We start from the raw sequence: 17,361 nt of genomic DNA, 5'->3' as shown, positions 1-17,361 counted from the left end.
CCACGCCGGACGCGAACGCCACCTACCTGCAGCTCCCGATGCTCCACCACCAGGACCACCCCGGCGAGGAGCTGCCCGCCTTCGTGCTGGCGTTCGAGGTGCGGACGGACGCGGCGTCGACACCGTCCGGGCAGCCCTAGGGCGCTCGCCCCGTACGGCGGGTCCCGCTAGAGTCGGGCGCATGGACCTCCTGCGCTTCGCCGGGCCCGTCTGGTACTGGAGGGGCCCGGCACCCCACCACTTCGTGTCCGTGCCCGAGGACGCCTGCGACTTCATAAGGGCGGCCGCCCGGTTCGTGACCTACGGCTGGGGCATGATCCCGGCGCGCGTGACCATAGGCGCCACCTCGTGGGCCACGGCGCTGTGGCCCAAGGACGGCGGCTACATCGTCCCCGTCAGGGCCGACGTGCGCCGCAAGGAGGGGATAGAGCTCGGCGACACCGTCACCGTGGAGCTGGAGCTCATGGAGGTCAGTCCCGCCAAGGCGCGGGCGGCGGGGCGCTGAGCGGCGGCCCCGTCCGCTACTCCCGCCAGATCGCCCAGGTCTCGCTCTCGAGCTTCTGCCGCGTCTCGACGGGACGGCCCGCCTGCCTGAGCAGGGCCAGCACCTGGCCGCGGTGGTGGGAGTCGTGGACGATGGTGTGCTGGATGAGGTGCGCCGGGTGAGTCTCGTACACGCCCTGGAAGCCGCGCCCCTCCCTCACCGCCTCCAGCACGGCCGCCCGCACGGCCGCGTCGCCGGCGTCGAAGGCGGCCTGCAGCTCGGCGATGCTCTTCACGCCGAGCCACGTGGGCGACTTCTCGTCGATGACGTTGGGCACCTGCGCCGCGTGCTGGGGCGAGACGCGGCTGAGCCAGCTCGGTCGGAAGTCCACGAGGTCGGCGAGGTGCTGGCCTATGTTGTAGCCGCCCACCCCGTCGCTGTAGGCCAGGTCCTCCATCGTCAGCGTGTCGAGCAGGGCGCGCGTCACCCGGGCGTTGCGGTCGAAGGACTCGAAGACGATGCTCAGTTCGGCCGGCACTTCCATGGTGCACCCCTGTCCGCGGACGCTCGCGCGTCCGCTCCCGCCCCGTCGGTCTCGCGTCGGCGAGTGTAACAGCCTCGTCCGGCCGAGGCCCGGCGCGGGACTTTGGTAAGACTGCCCCGAGGGGTCCATGAACGAGCCGTACACACCCACCCCCACGACGGAGCCGCGGGGCGACGACGCTCCGGCGCTGCGGCTCGCGGGGCTGACGAAGCGCTTCGGGAGCACGGTGGCAGTGGACCGGCTCTCCCTCGAGGTGCGCCGGGGTGAGCTCTACGCGCTGCTCGGGCCCAACGGCGCCGGCAAGACCACGACGCTGCGCATCGTCGCCGGGCTGCTGCGGCCCGACGCGGGCGACGCCCACGTGCTGGGCGTCAGCGTGCTGCGCCAGCCCGAGGAGGCCAAGCGGCGGCTGGCGTTCCTCCCCGACGAGCCGCTCCTCTACGGCAAGCTCGACCCGCTCGAGTACCTGGAGTTCGTGGCCGGCCTCTGGGGCATGCCCGCCGACGAGGCGATCGCCAGGGCCACCGAGCTCCTGAAGTGGCTGGGTCTCTGGGGCAACAGGCACGACCTCACCGAGACCTTCTCGCGCGGCATGAGGCAGAAGCTCGGCCTGGCGGGCGGCCTGATCCACGAGCCCGACCTGATCATCCTCGACGAGCCGCTCACGGGCCTCGACGCCGCCGCGGCCAAGGCCGTCAAGGACCTGCTCGTCCAGTACGTGCGGGGCGGGCGCACGGTGATCCTGACGACGCACATCATGGAGGTCGCCGAGCGGCTCGCCGAGCGCATCGGCATCATCGACCGCGGGCGGCTCGTGGCCGAGGGCACGCTCGAGGAGCTGCGGGCGCGGGTCGGCGACGAATCGGGGACGCTCGAGGCCGTGCTCCTCGAGCTGGTCGAGGGCCCTTGAGGCCCGGCTCGCTGCCCTGGCTGCTGCGGCACGAGCTGAGGGTGCGGTGGCGCGAGGCGCTGGGCGACACGAAGCCGGCCACGGCGCTCCTCGTCCTGGCCCTGGGCTGCGCGGCCGTGGTCCTGCTCTTCTACCCGCTCGTCGTGCCGCTCCGGGGCATGGTCTCCTCGCCGCTGCCGCCCGAGGCCGTGTTCCTCGGCGCCGCCGTTCTGCTGGTGCTCACGCCCTTCGGGCTGACGATAGGCATCAACCACAGCGTAGTGGCCCTCTTCGAGCGCGGCGACCTCGACCTGCTGGCGTCCTCGCCGCTCCGCGCCCGCACCCTCTTCGCCAGCCGCCTGCTGGCCGTGGCCGCCGGCGTGTTCCTCACGCTCGGCGCCTTCGTGCTACCGCTCCTCGCGCTGGCGCTGGTAGCGGGCGTGCCGCGGCTCTTGGGCGCCGTGCCGCTGCTGGCGGCGGTCGCGCTAGTCACGGCGTCGCTCGGCATGCTCGTCACGCTGGCGCTCGTGCGCCTGCTGGGTCCGCGCCGCGCCCGGACCGTCTCCCAGGTGCTGGCGGCGCTGTCCGGCGCCCTCCTCTTCCTGCTCGCGCAGCTACCCAACCTGCTGAGCGGCGGGCCCGGGTCGGCGTCCGACAGGGTGGGTCGCCTGCTCTCCTACTTCGAGCCCGGCGGACCCCTGGCCGCGGACAGCCCTCTGTGGCTGCCGGCGCGGACCCTCTACCTGGACCCCGCGGCCACCGCCTTCACGCTGGCCGCCAGCGCCGCCGTGGCCTGGGCGGCCGTCGCTGCGCTCCAGGGCGCCTACGCGCGGGGGATCGGCCTCTCAGAGGGGTCCAGGCGGCGGCTCCGAGCGCGAGCCTCCGCGGAGCCGCGCTTCGCCTCGGGCGGCGGTCCCGTGAGGGCGCTGCTCGTCAAGGAGTGGAAGCTCATAGCGAGGGACCCCTACCTGGTGTCTCAGACGCTGCTCCAGCTCATCTACCTGCTGCCGGCGGCGTACGTGCTGCTGAGGGGAGACGAGGGCCTCTTCACGGGCCTGCGCACGGGCCCCGCCCTCGGCGTGACGATCACGGCGCTCGTCGGCACCCTCTCCGCCAGCCTGGCGCGCATCTGCGTGGCGGGGGAGGAGGCGCCGGACCTGCTCGCCGCCGCGCCGCTGCCGGGAAGCACCGTGCGCCGCGCCAAGCTCCTCGCCGCGACCCTTCCCGCCCTGGCGCTCTGCCTGCCGCTGGCCGTGGGCCTCGCCGCCACCGACCTCCTCTCCGGAGCCGCCGCGATCGTCTGCGGGGCGGCGGCAGCCCTAGGCACGGCGACGGTGCGCCTATGGAACCCGGTGCGGGTCAGCCGCGGGGACCTGTTCCGCCGGCGGCGCGCGCAGGGCGACCTGGCGCTCTTCCTGGTGGAGGGTTTCACGCCGCTGGCGTGGGCCGCCGCCTGCTACCTGGCGGCCACGCTGAGCCCCTGGACCGCCGCGGCCTTGGCCGCGTCCGTGGCCCTGCCGCTCCTGGGCCTCGCGCGGGCGCGCGGCCGGGGGTTCGCGTTCGAGGGCTAGGGCGGCAGGGCGAGCCGCCGGCGCCGACGAGGCCCGCGGTCGCGGCGCGGCGAGCCGCGAGCGCTCGCGAGGCCACCCCTGCGGCGGGGCGTGGCCGGCGTCGGCCACGCCGCGCGCCTCGCGGGCGGCGCGGGCGCCATGGGATACGCTCTCATGGCGGGTTCACGCTCAGGCGACCGCGAACGGAGGGCCTCGATGCGCGCTTACCTGATGGAGTTCGTCGGCACCTTCTTCCTGGTGCTCACCGTCGGCCTCACCGTCGCGCAGGGCAGCGAGCTGGCGCCCCTGGCGATTGGGCTCGCGCTGATGGTGATGGTCTACGCCGGCGGGCACGTCTCGGGCGGGCACTACAACCCGGCCGTCACCCTCGGCGCCGTGCTGCGCGGGGCGTTGCCGTCGCGGGAGCTGGTCCCCTACTGGGTGGCGCAGCTCCTCGGGGCGATCGTCGCCGCCGCCGCCGCCCGCTGGGCGGCGGGCGCGCCGTTCACGGTGGCGCCGGGCCCCGCGTCCGGGACCCTCGCGGCCCTGGCCGTGGAGACGCTCTTCACCTTCGCTCTCGTCTCGGTGGTGCTGGCCTCGGCCACCGCGTCGGCGACGAAGGGCAACTCCTTCTACGGCCTGGCGATCGGCGGCACGGTGGCGGCCGGGGCGGCGGCCGGCGGCGCCGTGTCGGGCGGCGCCTTCAACCCCGCCGTGGGCGTGGGAGCCGTCCTCGTCGACGCGCTGGCCGGCGGGCCGGCCGGCCACGTCTGGCTCTACGTCGTGGGGCCGCTGCTCGGCGGCGCCCTCGCCGCGGCGGCGTTCAGGTACCTGCACCCGGAGGGCTAGGGCGGGCGGCAGGGGACGGCTCGCGCGAGCCGCGGAGCGCAGTTGGCACGCGTCCTCTGGTACAGGCTGTGGCGAGGCGCCCTGACGGTCTGGTTCGTGCTCACCGTGGCCTTCGTCGCCCCGCGGCTGACGGGCGACCCGGCGCGGTCCCTGCTGCCCGAGAACGCCACGGCGGCCGAGCGGGCCGAGCTGAGGGCGCGCCTCGGGCTCGACCAGCCCCTGGCGCGCCAGTACCTCACCTACCTCGGCAACGTCCTGCGCGGCGACTTCGGCGATAGCTTCGCCGAGAGGAGGCCGGCGGCCCGGGCGGTGATCGAGCGCGTCCCCGCGACGCTCGAGCTGGGCGTCGTGGCCTTCGCGCTCTCGTTGCTGCTGGGCGTGGGAGGCGGCGTCCTGGCCGCGCAGGGACGCGGGGGTCCCTGGGACAGGTCGGTCACGGCCGCGGCCCTCCTGGGCCAGGCGGTGCCGAACTTCGTGCTGGGCGTGGCGCTGATCCTCGTCTTCAGCCTGGCGCTGCGCTGGCTGCCCAGCGGGGGGCGCGAGGGCTGGCACAGCCTGGTCATGCCCGCCTTGACGCTCGCGGCCGGCTCGTCCGCCTGGCTCATGCGGCTGACCCGCGGGGTCATGCTCGACCTCGCGGAGCTCGACTTCGTCCGCACCGCCCGCGCCAAGGGCGCCGGCGCCGCGTCAGTGGCCGTGAAGCACGTCCTCCGCAACGCCTGCCTCCCCGTGCTCACGCTGCTGGGCCTGCGGGCCGGGGCCCTGGTGGCGGGGTCCGTGGTCGTGGAGACGGTGTTCGCCTGGCCGGGCGTGGGGCGGCTGCTCGTGACGTCGGTGGCCGCGCGCGACTTCCCGGTGATCCAGTTCGCCGTCGTGCTGATCAGCGCGTCCGTGGTGGCGGCCAACCTCGTCGTCGACCTGCTGTACGGGGTCGCGGACCCGCGCGTGCGCGCGTCGTGAGGCCCTGGGCCCGCGCGACCCGTAGCGAGGCGGGCCCCCTGACCCGCGCGCCGGGGCGCCGGCGCGGCCCGCCCCCGCTCGCCGTGGCCAGCTACGCGGTCCTCGCCTGCCTCTTCGCGGCGGCCCTGCTGGCGCCGGTCATCGCGCCCTACGACATGAGGGAGCAGGACCTGCTGGCCCGGCTCCAGCCCCCGTCGTGGCTGGGCGGGGCGGAGGGCCACTGGCTCGGCACGGACCACCTCGGCCGCGACGTGCTCTCGCGCCTCCTCCACGCCCTGAGGACGACACTGGGCGTGGCCACGCTCGGCACGCTGATAGGCCTGGCGCTCGGCAGCGCCTTGGGCCTCGCCGCGGGTTTGGCGGGCGGCTGGGTCGACGAGCTGATCATGTTCCTCGTCGACGTCCAGGTGTCCGTCCCCTTCGTCCTGGTGGCGCTCACGGCCATCGCGCTCGGCGGGACGTCGAAGGCCGTGCTGGTGCTCGTGGTCGGGCTGGCGGGCTGGGAGGTCTACGCCCGCGTCGTCAGGGGGCAGGTCCTCGCCCTCGGCCGGCTGCCCTTCGTGGAGGCCGCGCGGGCGCTGGGGGCCACAGGTGGCCGGATCGCGCTGAGGCACCTGCTGCCCTCCGTCTCGACCTCGCTCGTCGTGTTGGCTACGGCCAACTTCACGCACGTGATGCTGCTGGAGTCGGCGCTGTCGTTCCTCGGCATCGGCGTGCGCCCGCCCGACACCTCCCTGGGGGCGATGCTGGGCACGACCCGTGACTACCTGCTCACGGACTGGACGCTGCCCGCCGCCCCGGCCGCGACGCTGGTCCTGCTGAGCGTGGCCGTCTCCGTGCTGGGCGACTGGGCGAGGGACAGGCTCGACCCCCGGCAGAGGGGCTGAGGGCTCAGCGGAACGCCAGGTTGTAGGGCCTGAGGTCGATGTAGAAGTCGCTGTAGGGCGTCCACCGCACGCCCCGGCGCACCCCGTAGAACTCGACGGAGTAGTAGAGGACGGTCCCCGGCGCCTCCTCCTCCCAGATGTCGAGCATGCGCCAGTAGTCCCGGCGGCGCGTGTCCCTGTCGGTGATGCCGGCGGCCTCGGCGCCCAGCGCGTTGAACTCGTCGGGCGCCCGCCAGTACCCGCTGGCCTGGGGCGGCGCGTTGGGGTTCCACGTGGCCCACAGGCCGCCGGCCGGGTCGGCGAAGCGCATCGAGTTCGACCAGATGTTCACCATCGCGAAGGGGTCGTCGTGGCTCAGGCCGAAGAGCTGCTCGGGCCCCGGCACGACGCGTACCTCGGCGTCTATGCCCACGGCCCGCCACATCTCGACGATCGCCTCGGCGGCGGCCAGCCCGTTCGTGTACCAGGTAGGGTGCGCGTTGAGGTAGACCTTCTCGCCGGCGTAGTCGGACGCCTCGACCAGGGCCCTGGCGCGCTCCGGGTCGTACTCGGCGACGGGCCGCGAGGGGTCGTACATGTCGCCGAAGGCCTCGAACTGGTGCCCGCGCGGCACCACGGCGGCGCCGCCCCACAGGGAGTCGGACAGGAGCTGGCGGTCAATCGCGAGGTTCATCGCTCGCCTCAGCCTCACGTCTCTGAGCACCGGGTTCGAGGTGTTGTAGCGGAGCATGTGGATGTTGTCGAGGACGGCGGGCCGCACCTCGACGCCGTCGAACCGCCCCAGCGCCGCCGCCTGGTCGGGCGGCAGCGACGCGGCGATGTCGATCTCGCCGGTGACGAGCGCCGTGACCCGCGCCGCGGTCTCGGGGATGACGCGGAACACGACCTGGCGCGCCGTCGGCGTCCCTCCCCAGTAGCCGTCGTACGCCTCCAGGACGAGGCGGTCGCCCGCCACGAACGAGGCCACGCGGTACGGACCGGTGCCCACGGGCTGGCGGTTGAAGGCCTCCGCGCCGGCGGCGTAGGCCTCGGCGGGGACTATCGAGGCCTCCTGCATCGTCAGGACCTGCTCGAGGACGGGGTCCGGCGACCTCGTGGTGACCTTCACGGTCCAGTCGTCGAGCGCCTCCACGGCGGCGATGTTCGCGAAGGTCCCGCGCGCCGTCACGAGGCCGGAGTCGGGCTCGAGCACGCGCCCCAGGGAGAAGACGACGTCGTCGGCCGTGAGCGCGGAGCCGTCGTGGAAGGTCACGCCGCGGCGCAGCTCGAGGACCAGCTCGGTGTCCGACTCCCACCGCCACGACTCGGCCAGGCCGGGTCGCAGGCCGCCGCCCAGGAAGTCGCGGAAGATGAGCTTGTCGAAGACCGAGTAGAGCGTGCGGAACCCGTTGGCGCCGATGTTGATGTCGACGGCGGGGTCGAGCCCGTTGGGCAGCGCCACGACGCCGATGACGAGGTCGGGCCTCTCGGCCGCCACGCCCCGGCCCAGCGCCAGGACGAGGAGCAGAGCGACCGCGCGGCGCACGAACCTGGGCAGACGAGGCTTCATCCTCCCGCACCTACCTCGGGCATGTTCGTATCCCACCGTATACCAAAGCGGGTGGACGGGGTGCGGGTGAGCGCGGGTGGGCATGACGAACCGGGCACGGGCACGTGGAGGGCGCTCCCGCCGGGGTCAGGCGGCGGGGCGCCGCGCCGGCAGCTCGGCGAGGTTGGCGGACACCCGGCTCCGCACGTCCTCCCGCGCCCACAGCGACCCGACCTCGCGCTCGACGACGAGGCCGGCCCCCAGCACTACGTCGTCGGCGCACCGCCGACCCACGAGCTGCACGCCCAGGGGCAGGCCCTCGCGGCTCAGGGCCGCCGGCACCACGAGCGCGGGGTGGCCCGTGAGGTCGAAGAGGGGCGTGTACGCCTGCCGCACGTCGCGCAGCGCCGCGCGCTGCGCCGTGGGATGCGCGGGCACCGGGACGCCCGGCGTGAGGAGGAGGTCGACGGACGCGAACAGGGCGTCCACCTCCCGCGTGAGCTCGTCGCGCGCCCTGCGGGCCTTCACGTAGGCGGCGGCGCTCGTGTCGGCCGCGCGCTGCAGGGCGGCCCTCAGGCCCTCGCCCATCCCCGGGCCCCACAGGTGAGCCTCGAGGTCGACTAGCAGGTCGGCGGCGCCGAGCGTCCACATCGTCGTCTTGGCCAGTGCGCGGTCGGGCAGGCTCACGACCACCGGCGCGCACCCGGCCGCCACCAGGGCGTCGCGAGCCCTCGCGACGGCCGCCGCGGCGTCCGGGTGGACACCCTCTAGCTCCTCGTCCGGCAGCACGCCCAGGCGCAGGCCGTCCGTCACCCCCTCCAGGCTAGCCAGGCGCCGGCGTCGCTCCCAGCCGTCCCGCGCCATGACCTCGAGCAGCAGGGCCGCGTCCCCCACGGTCCGGGCCAGCGGGCCCACGTGGTCGAGCTCGCGGCTGATCGTGACCACGCCGTCCAGCTCGACGAGCCCGAAGGTGGGTTTCAGCCCCACGAGCCCGCACATCGAGGCCGGGATCCTTATGGAGCCGCCGGTGTCGGTCCCCACCGACCCGTAGCCGATGCCCGCGGCCAGCGCGGAGGCCGAGCCGCTCGAGGAGCCGCCGGTGGACAGCCCCGGGTCCCAGGGGTTGAGGGGCTCGCCGAAGGCGGGATGCGAGGAGCCGAAGGCGAGCTCGGAGAGGTTCGTCTTGCCCAGCACCACCGCGCCGGCGCGCCTCAGGCGGGCCACCGACGGCGCGTCCTCGTCGGCGACCCTGTCGGCGAAGAGACCCGACCCGGCCGTCAGGCGCAGGCCGGCCACTGCGACGTTGTCCTTGACGGTCACGGGCACGCCGTGGAGCGGGCCCGCGACCGCGCCGGAGGAGAGGGCGGACTCCAGCCGCGCGGCGTCCTCCATGGCCTGGTCCTCGGCGACGGTGATGAACGCGCCCAGCGCGGCCCCTATGGTCTTGGCCCTCGCGAGCTGCCGGGAGACCAGGTCGACAGGGCTCAGCCGGCCCTCGCGGACCGCGTCCGCGACGGCGGTCAGGGGCTCGAACTCGAGCCCGTCGCCCGCCGTCCGCGGCCCGTGTGCGCCGGCGGTGCCTCTCGGCCCGGCGGCGCGCGGCGCGCCGCCCTCGCCCCCGCTCGGCGGCCCCTCTCCGGTCACGGCGCGCCCGAGACGACCTCGATGGTGTCGGGCCAGAACTGGATCGTGCTGTCGGGCACCAGGCTCTCGATGGGCTCCCTCCACGCCGCCACGTAGGCGCGGTAGAGGAGCGGTATCACGGGCAGGTCCTCCATGACCTGCCGCTGGACCTGCTCGTAGAGCTCCTGCCTGCGCTGCGGGTCGAGCTCGTACCTGGCCTCCTCGATGAGGTCGTCGGCGGCGGAGTAGCCGGAGAAGTTCGACCCGGCGCCTCCCGTGGAGCTGGAGTGGAGGACGTCGGTGAAGAAGTAGTCCGGGTCGCCGGCGCGGGAGGTGGCGGAGAACGTGACCTCGAAGTCGCCCGAGGTGCGCATGTCGTGGGCCGTCGTGGCCTCGGTGCCCTCCAGCGTGACGCTCACGCCGACGGCCTCCCAGCTATCGGCCAGCCACTGGGCGATCGTGGCCTCGGGCTCGCGGGTCTGGAACATCAGCGTGAAGGCGAGGTCCCCCTCGCCCGCCTCCCGGAGGAGGCTGCGGGCGCGGTCGGGGTCGTAGCCGTAGGTGGGCACGTCGTCGGTGCCGCCCGGGAGCTGCGAGGGGCGCATGACGTCGGCCGGCTGGTCGAGGCCGGGCAGCAGCAGGGCGATCGCGCTCTTGTCGAGGGCGTAGGCCAGCGCCTGCCTGACCCTCACGTCCTGCACGGGCGCGAAGTTCGGGCTGAAGGCGATGTGCATGATGTTGTAGTACTCGACGACGGTCTGGGCCTGGACGTCGGGCGAGCTCAGCAGCTCCTGCGCGACCTCGGGGTTCCCGCGCGTGTAGATGGCCTGCAGCTCGCCGCGCTCCAGCGCGGCCGCCGCCACGGCCTCCTCGGCCACGTGCACGAAGGTGATGCTGCGCGCGCTGGGCATGCCGCCGAAGTAGTCGTCGTGGCTCGTGAGCACGACCTCGTCGGTGGGCGTGACCTCCTCGAGCACGTACGGGCCCGTCCCCACGGGATGCCGAGCGAACTCGTCCAGCCCCAGCTCCTCGACGGCGCGGCGGGAGACCACGAAGCCGGCGCCGTTGGGGTTCGTGAGCACGGCCAGCAGGAACGAGGGCTGCGCCTCGGCCAGGACGATCCTCACCGTGTGGTCGTCCACGGCCTCGATCCGGCTCACGTTGGAGTAGATCGAGTGGAAGGTGGCCTCGGGGTCGTCGATCTGCCGCTGGATGGAGAAGACGACGTCGTCGGCGGTCAGCTCGCCGTAGCCGCGCTGGAACTGCACGCCTCCGCGCAGGTGGAAGGTGTAGGTCGTGCCGTCCGCCGAGACCTCCCACGACTCGGCCAGGTCCGGCTCGAGGTCGCCGCCCGTGCCTGGCACCTTGCGCACGAGCTGGTTGAAGAGGGCGGGGTAGACCCAGCCGTCCGAGGTGTAGCGCCAGTACGCCGGGTCGTAGATCCCGCCGGGCCTGGCGAACTGCAGCCTGATGCGCAGGTCGGGCCGCTGCGCCGCCCCTTGCGTGTCGGCCACTCCGCCGAGGACCCCCGCCGCCACGGCGACGGCGCAGAGGGCCAGGAGCAGCCTCGAACGGGGCAGGACGTGTGGCGCGCGTACGGGTCTAACCATGCCGTTCCCTCCTCTGGGGCCACGGGGGTCATCCTTCGCGATCACGCGGTATTCGACGGTATACGACGCGCGACACGGTAGCAGAAGGGGGGCCGCCTGTAAAGGCCGAGGCCCCGCGGGGACGTCCTCGCGGGGCCTCGGCGGTGGTCAAGGGACCGTCAGAAGCCGGAGACCACTATGTGCCGCTCGAGCTCCGGCACCTGCCGCGTCTCCCAGCCCGACTCCTCGGTCTCGTACACGTTGCAGACGCGGGCGCCCGTGTTGACTATGGGCAGCAGCGAGGTCCGCACGATGATCCCGTTCGCCGGGGCCGTGAGCTCCTCCACGACGTCGTCGTAGAAGTCGCGGATCTCGGCCAGGAGCTGGCCCTTCCTCACGTAGTCGCCCGTCTTCACCTTCAGGTGCGACATGCCGCCCTTGGTGGCCGTCACCTCGTAGCGCTTGGTGATCTCGACCTGCATGGCCGGGAGCTCCGGCTCGCCGGGCAGGACGCCTGTCGCCTTGAGGAAGTTGTAGGTGGCCCGCAGCATCATCTCGGGGAACGGGTAGAGGTTGCGCCAGCCCTCGCCGGCCTCGATGGCGATGGCCGGCACGCCGCGACGGCAGAAGATGCCCGTGGGCCCGCCGCTCCGCCCCTTGCGCGTCCACCTGTGGATGATCTCGAAGCCGCAGGCCCGGCCCAGCTCGAGGCGCCGCCGCTCCAGGTCCTCCGGCAGGTCACCGGGCGAGGTGAGCATCGCCCTCGGGTAGTTGATGCTGTCGAGGTGCGTAGCGTGGATGTCGAGGGCGTGGTCGATGTCCTTGGCGATGCAGTCGACGACCGCCCACAGGATGCGCGTGGAGAGGACGCCGTCCTTGTCGGGCTGCGTGCCACCGATGTCCACGACGGTGGGAGCGTCGAGCGGGTAGAGGCGCTGGCGGTGCACGAAGGCCGGCACGTTGATGAGCGGCAGGGCGATCACGGTGCCGGACACCTGGCCGGGGTCAAGCTCGCGCGCGAGCCGCTTGACGGTGTCCATGCCCGCGGGCTCCTCGCCGTGCACGCCGGCCCCCACGAAGGCCGTGGGGCCGTCCTTCTGGCCGCGCACCACCGTCACGGCCAGCTCCACGGGAGCGCCGCTCGCGAACTCGCCGACCTTGATGGCGTAGCGCTGCTTGGTGCCCTTCTGGACGGCGCCCAAGTCGAACTGTTCGGGGGTGATGCGGAGTACTTGCACGGCATGCTCCCTTCACACCTGCACGGGCCACGTATACGGCTGTATACAACTGGATGGAGTCTAACAACGGTCGGACGCGAGCGTCAACCTCGCCGCGGCCCGGCCGGGGCGACCAGCCCGCTGCGGCTCGGCGGGTCTCGCCCGGCGCGAGTGACGCCCGGCCGCTCCACGCGTCCCGCCCGGCGCGAGGGACGTCGCGGGCGCTCCACGCGACTCGTCCGGCGCGAGGGACGTCGCGAGCGCTCAGCCGCGCTCGGGGTTCGTCACCACCCTGTTCGTGCGGGGGTCGACGGCGTCCCTCAGCCCGTCCCCGAACAGGTTCAGCCCCAGCACCATGAGGCCTATGGCGAGCCCGCCGGTGGTGATCACCCAGGGCGCGGCCTGCATGTAGTTGCGCCCGTCGCTCACGATGCGCCCCCAGGTGGGCGTGGGCGGCGGCACCCCCAGGCCCAGGAAGCCTAGGCTGGCTTCCACCAGCAGCGCCGTGCCCACGTAGAAGCTCAAGGCCACAGTGGTGGGCGCCAGCGTGTTCGCCAGGATGTGCTTGAGGATCACGCGGTTGCTGCGCGCCCCCATGGCCTTGGCCGCCTCCACGTACTCGAGCTGGACGACCTTGAGGACCTCGCCCCTCACGACGCGCGCCACGCGCGGCCAGACCGCCAAGGCGATCGCGAACACGAGGTTCTGGAGGCCCTGGCCCAGCGTGGCGATCATGACGAGCGCGAAGAGCTCCATGGGGAAGGCCAGGAACGTGTCCACGAGGAAGACGACGGCGCGGTCGGCCTTGCCGCCGAAGTACCCGGCGATGACGCCGGCCAGCCAGCCGATGGTGCCACCCACCAGGATGGCGCTCACCGCGATGGCGATCGAGTAGCGAGCGCCGAAGATCGCGCGCGTGAAGATGTCCCTGCCCAGGTGGTCCGTGCCCATGAAGTGCTCGGCGTTGGGCGGCTGCAGCCGGTCTCCCGGCGAGATCGTGTTCGGCCCGTAGGGCGTGAGGAACGGGCCGAAGATGCTCACGAGGACGAAGAACACCATGATCGCCGTCCCCGCCACGAGGTTGCGGTGCTTCGAGAGCCTCCTCAGCCGCGAGGGCGCGCGCGGCTTCACGGGCTCCGCCAGCGTCTGGCGCGTCCCGAGCGGCGGCGCCGCAGGCTCACGTGTAGCGGATCCGCGGGTTGAGTAGGCCATAGGTGACGTCCACGAGCAGGTTGACGACGAACACGCCGGCGGCGAACACCAGCACGCCCGCCTGGGTCATGACGTAGTCGCGCTGGGTTATCGACTCGACCAGGAGGCTGCCCATGCCGATGCGGCCGAAGAGGATCTCGACGACGGCCGAGCCGCCCAGGGCCCTGCCGAGCGTGAGACCGATGACCGTCACGACGGGGATGAGGGCGTTGCGGATGGCGTGCTTGTACGCCACCCTCGTCTCGCCCACGCCCTTGCTCCGCGCCGTGCGTATGTAGTCCTCGCCCAGCACGTCCACCATGGCGCTGCGGGACATGCGGACGATGTAGGCGGCCTGGGACAGGCCCAGGGTGAGCGCCGGCAGCACGAGGTGCTCGAGACGGCTCACGAGGTTGGGCTGGCCCACGCCGAGCACGGGGAACCAGCCCAGACGCACCGAGAAGACGCTGATGAGGATCAGCCCGAACCAGAAGTTCGGCATCGAGTAGGCGAAGACGGACAGGCTCGAGCTGAGGAAGTCGGCCGCGCTGTCGCGGCGCCGCGCCGCCATGACGCCCACGGGGATGCCGATGACGACGGCGACCACGATGGCGGCGAGGGCGAGCTGGACCGTGAACGGGAGCTGCTGCTTCACTATCGTGAGGGCGGGGCGATTCTTGCTGAAGGAGATGCCCAGGTCGCCCTGGAGCACGCGCTGCACGTACCTGACGAACTGGACGACCCCGGGCTGGTCGAGGCCCAGCTCGTGACGCAGGTTGTCTATGAACTCCTGGGAGACGGCGCTCTCGCCCCCGAGGCGCGCCATGTACGCGCTCACGGGGTCGCCCGGCGTCGCCCTGATGAGGACGAAGGCCAGGACCAGCACGAAGAGCAGGAAGGGGACGGCGGAGAGCAGGCGGCTGACGACGTAGGAGGTCATGCGGCACCGGTCATGAAGGCGACGCGCCTAGCAGGCACCAGGCCGCGCCGCGCCGGCGTACGCGCCATGGCCGCACCGCCCATGAAGGTAGTGGTCAGATACTCGCCTACGGCGACGCGCGTAGGCTGGCTGCCCTGGTCTGCTCATCGAGCACGTCCTCCCTCGGAGGCCGCTGGCTTGGTCGGCGAAGCGGGCGCGCGAACGTCCTGCGAACGCATGGGCCGCTGTATACAGCCGGATACGGATTAGTGCGAGGAGTCTAGCAACGAGTGCCCCGGGTGTCAATTTCCGTCGCGGCCCACGGCGCCTCCCTGTCGGGACGGGCGCACCGGCGGCCGGCTCGCGCTCCGGCGACCGGCGCGCCCTCCCACCGCCTCGTCCCCGCACCCGCGCACTCGCGCCGCCTCGCCGCCCGTCCCGCGCCCTCGCGCCCCGTCACTCGCGCCGGGGCTCTCGCGCCCCGTCACTCGCGCCCTAGTCCTCCTTGACGCTTCGGGGGGAGACTGCTAGTCTCGCAGCCAGCCAATTCGTGTACGACGGTATACGGCCGCTGGGCCCGGAAGGGCGACGGGAGGGGTTGTGGGCGATGAACCACCGACGGACCCTTGCTAGCTGGAAGGTCGTGTTCGCGGCGCTAGCGGCGCTGGCGACGTTGTCGCTGTTCGCCGGCGCCACGGCGCAGGAGTCGCGGCCTGACATCCGCATCCGACTGCAGTTCGCCAGGCCCGGCGGGGTCTTCGACCCCGGCTACTGGCGCTACACCTCGGACTCCTTCGTCAACCGCAGCATCTTCAACTCGCTGGTGAGGATGGTGCCCGGCACCGGCGGCGGCGAGCTCGCCCCCGACCTGGCCGAGAGCTGGGAGGTCTCGGAGGACGGCACCGTCTACACCTTCCACCTGAGGCACGGGGTCCAGTTCCACGGCGGGTACGGCGAGATGACGGCCGACGACGTCGTCTTCACGTTCCAGCGCCAGCTCGACGACCCCGAGTCGTCCTGGTACTCGCTGCTCACGGGCGTGGCGTCCGTGGAGGCCGTGGACGACTACACCGTGCGCATCACGCTCACCGAGCCGCAGCCCTCGTTCCTGCGCAACGTCATCGCCTACAGGCCCGGCCTGGTCGTGTCCCGGGCGGCGGTGGAGGAGCTGGGCGAGGGCTTCGCGCAGCACCCCATCGGCACGGGGCCGTACTCGTTCGTGGAGCTCAACCAGAACGACGAGGTGGTCCTGGCCGCGAACGACGACTACTACATGGGCCCGCCCGACTTCGCCACGGTCACCTTCGTGCACGTGGGCGAGGAGACGGTCGTGGCGGCGGCGCTCGAGAGCGGCGAGCTGGACGCGGCCTACACCAGGGGTAACCCAGAGGTCGCCCAGCAGCTCCTGAACAGCGACACGATCGAGGCCGTCACGGTCGTCGAGTACTACAACCTCATGCAGGTCCAGTTCGGCCCCAACTACGAGCCGGTGCAGGACGTGAGGGTCAGGCAGGCCCTAGCGCACGCGATCGACAAGAGCCTGATCACGTCGTTCCTCCCGGGGCTCGACCAGCCGGCCGACGTCATGCGGCCCTCCCAGGTCGCCGGCGGCACCGACGACGTGCCCACCTACCCCTTCGACCCGGAGCGCGCGCGCGAGCTGCTCACCGAGGCCGGCTACCCGAACGGCTTCGCCATGACCCTGATGTTCCAGATGCGCGAGCCCGAGACGACGATCGCGCAGATCCTGGCCGAGTCCTGGCAGGCGATCGGCGTGAACGTCACGCTCGAGGGCCTCGACGCCACCACGGCCTTCGACCGCCGCGAGAGCGGCGACTTCGACGTGACCTTCTCGGCCACCTCGCGCTTCGGTGACCCCGACCTGTTCTTCACCGACGTCTTCCACTCCGACTCGATCCCGCCAAACGGCTCGAACTTCTTCCACTACGACGGCGCCGACGACCTCATAGAGCAGGCGCGCGGGGAGCTGAACGAGTCGCGGCGCGAGGAGCTCTACCACGAGCTCCAGGCCAAGCTCATGGACGAGCTGCCCATCATCCCGATCCTCTACAGGGCCTACGTGGCCGCCTGGCGCGACCCCGTGGCGAACCTGACGCCCGACACGACCATCGAGTTCTGGGCCGAGACCCTCGAAGCGGCCGAGTAGGCCGCCGGGCGGGGGACGGTACGTCCGTCCCCCGCCGCTTGCTCCCTCAGGAGGGAACGACTTGCGCTTCGGTGTACGCCTCCCCCACTCGGGCCCTTTCGCGTCCAAGGAGGCCATCGACGTGATGGCCACCAGCGCCGAGCGCCTGGGCTACGACGCGGTCCTCGTGCACGACCACGTCCAGTGGGGCGACTTCGACCGCTACCACTTCTACGCCGGCTCGGTGGAGGCCGTCGACGCGCTCGAGCGGGCGACGGACTTCTACGAGGCGCACTCGGTCCTCGCCTACCTGGCGTGCAAGGTGCCGAGCCTGCGCCTGATCCCCGCCTCGATAGTGCTGGGCTGGCGCGACCCCACGCTGGTCGCCCGCCTGGCCACGACCCTCTACCACCTGTCCGAGGGCCGCTACGTGCTCTCGGTGTGCGCCGGCAACGTGAAGAAGGACTTCGAGGTCTCGGGCGTGCCGTGGGAGGAGCGGGGCAAGCGCACGGAGGAGTCCCTGAAAATCATCAGGAAGCTGCTGAGGGAGGACGGCCCGCAGTCCCACGAGGGCACGTTCTGGCACCTCGAGGACGTGGAGCTCTTCCCCAAGGCGCCCGACCTCAAGATCTGGTACGGCGGCCAGAGCGACGCGGCCCTGCGCCGCACCGCCAGGTTCGCCGACGGCTGGCTCGTGGGCGGCTCGCCCGACTTCTACAGGCAGAAGGTCCCCACGATCCTGAGGCTGGCCCAGGAGAAGTACTCGCGGGACCTGCGGCTCGAGGTCGCCTGCCTGTCACCCACCTCCATAGCGCCCACGGACGCCGAGGCGCGGGAGGTGGCCGAGGCCACGGTGCGCAAGCGCCAGCAGGAGGCCGACTGGCTGAAGCGGACGCACGACCCGCGCGACATCGGCGGCGCGAACCTGGTGGGCTCGCCCGAGACGATCGCGGCGCGGGTCCGCGAGTTCGCGGACGCCGGGGTG

General features: G+C 72.6%; 15 protein-coding genes. 8 read left to right on the top strand and 7 right to left on the bottom strand.

Going from position 1 to position 17,361, the window contains the following annotated elements; translation table 11 throughout:
• Positions 1-181: 181 nt before the first annotated feature.
• Positions 182-505, top strand: a complete 324-nt coding sequence (locus tag VF202_15700; GenBank protein HEX7041561.1) for a DUF1905 domain-containing protein — start codon at positions 182-184, stop codon at positions 503-505.
• A gap of 16 nt (positions 506-521) precedes the next feature.
• Here VF202_15700 and VF202_15695 read toward each other — a convergent pair whose 3' ends face one another.
• On the bottom strand, positions 522-1,028 hold the full coding sequence (locus tag VF202_15695) for a DinB family protein (GenBank protein HEX7041560.1): 507 nt from the start codon (positions 1,026-1,028) through the stop codon (positions 522-524).
• 127 nt (positions 1,029-1,155) lie between these two features.
• On the opposite strand from VF202_15695, the gene VF202_15690 reads away from it, so the two are divergent.
• From VF202_15690 to VF202_15670, 5 genes are all read left to right on the top strand, one after another.
• Positions 1,156-1,938 carry an ABC transporter ATP-binding protein gene (locus VF202_15690; GenBank protein ID HEX7041559.1) on the top strand — a complete coding sequence of 261 codons (783 nt, stop codon included), beginning with the start codon at positions 1,156-1,158 and terminating at the stop codon, positions 1,936-1,938.
• Positions 1,935-3,488 (top strand): hypothetical protein, encoded by a 1,554-nt coding sequence (locus VF202_15685; GenBank protein HEX7041558.1) that lies wholly within the window; start codon positions 1,935-1,937, stop codon positions 3,486-3,488. Before VF202_15690 ends, VF202_15685 begins: the two co-directional genes overlap by 4 nt.
• 195 nt (positions 3,489-3,683) lie before the next feature.
• A complete protein-coding gene (locus VF202_15680; protein HEX7041557.1) occupies positions 3,684-4,316 on the top strand; it encodes an aquaporin in 633 nt (210 codons plus the stop codon).
• A gap of 42 nt (positions 4,317-4,358) precedes the next feature.
• A complete protein-coding gene (locus VF202_15675) occupies positions 4,359-5,276 on the top strand; it encodes an ABC transporter permease (protein HEX7041556.1) in 918 nt (305 codons plus the stop codon).
• Positions 5,277-5,359: 83 nt separating this feature from the next.
• Complete coding sequence (locus VF202_15670; protein HEX7041555.1) at positions 5,360-6,163, top strand: ABC transporter permease; 804 nt, start codon at positions 5,360-5,362, stop codon at positions 6,161-6,163.
• Between the two features lie 4 nt (positions 6,164-6,167).
• On the opposite strand, the gene VF202_15665 is transcribed toward VF202_15670, so the two are convergent.
• From VF202_15665 to VF202_15640, 6 genes are all read right to left on the bottom strand, one after another.
• The gene (locus tag VF202_15665; protein ID HEX7041554.1) at positions 6,168-7,712 is read right to left on the bottom strand and encodes an ABC transporter substrate-binding protein; all 1,545 of its coding nucleotides are present in this window, start codon (positions 7,710-7,712) and stop codon (positions 6,168-6,170) included.
• A gap of 126 nt (positions 7,713-7,838) precedes the next feature.
• On the bottom strand, positions 7,839-9,335 hold the full coding sequence (locus VF202_15660) for an amidase (protein HEX7041553.1): 1,497 nt from the start codon (positions 9,333-9,335) through the stop codon (positions 7,839-7,841).
• A complete protein-coding gene (locus tag VF202_15655) occupies positions 9,332-10,924 on the bottom strand; it encodes an ABC transporter substrate-binding protein (protein ID HEX7041552.1) in 1,593 nt (530 codons plus the stop codon). Before VF202_15655 ends, VF202_15660 begins: the two co-directional genes overlap by 4 nt.
• Positions 10,925-11,082: 158 nt before the next feature.
• Positions 11,083-12,141: a succinylglutamate desuccinylase/aspartoacylase family protein gene (locus VF202_15650; GenBank protein HEX7041551.1), complete on the bottom strand. Its 1,059-nt coding sequence runs from the start codon at positions 12,139-12,141 to the stop codon at positions 11,083-11,085.
• A gap of 243 nt (positions 12,142-12,384) precedes the next feature.
• A complete protein-coding gene (locus VF202_15645; GenBank protein ID HEX7041550.1) occupies positions 12,385-13,251 on the bottom strand; it encodes an ABC transporter permease in 867 nt (288 codons plus the stop codon).
• Positions 13,252-13,297: 46 nt separating this feature from the next.
• Entirely contained in the window at positions 13,298-14,251 is a 954-nt protein-coding gene (locus VF202_15640; protein HEX7041549.1) for an ABC transporter permease, read from the bottom strand.
• A gap of 586 nt (positions 14,252-14,837) precedes the next feature.
• Here VF202_15640 and VF202_15635 point away from each other — a divergent pair.
• On the top strand, positions 14,838-16,397 hold the full coding sequence (locus VF202_15635) for an ABC transporter substrate-binding protein (GenBank protein HEX7041548.1): 1,560 nt from the start codon (positions 14,838-14,840) through the stop codon (positions 16,395-16,397).
• A 61-nt stretch (positions 16,398-16,458) separates the two neighbouring features.
• Positions 16,459-17,361, top strand: a 903-nt coding sequence (locus tag VF202_15630) for an LLM class flavin-dependent oxidoreductase (GenBank protein HEX7041547.1), incomplete at its 3' end; no start/stop codon positions are given.

Source organism: Trueperaceae bacterium (assembly GCA_036381035.1).
Taxonomy (GTDB): Bacteria; Deinococcota; Deinococci; order Deinococcales; family Trueperaceae; genus DASRWD01.
The sequence above is the reverse complement of the archived record's forward strand: the minus strand, read 5'-3'. Positions and strand labels throughout refer to the sequence as shown.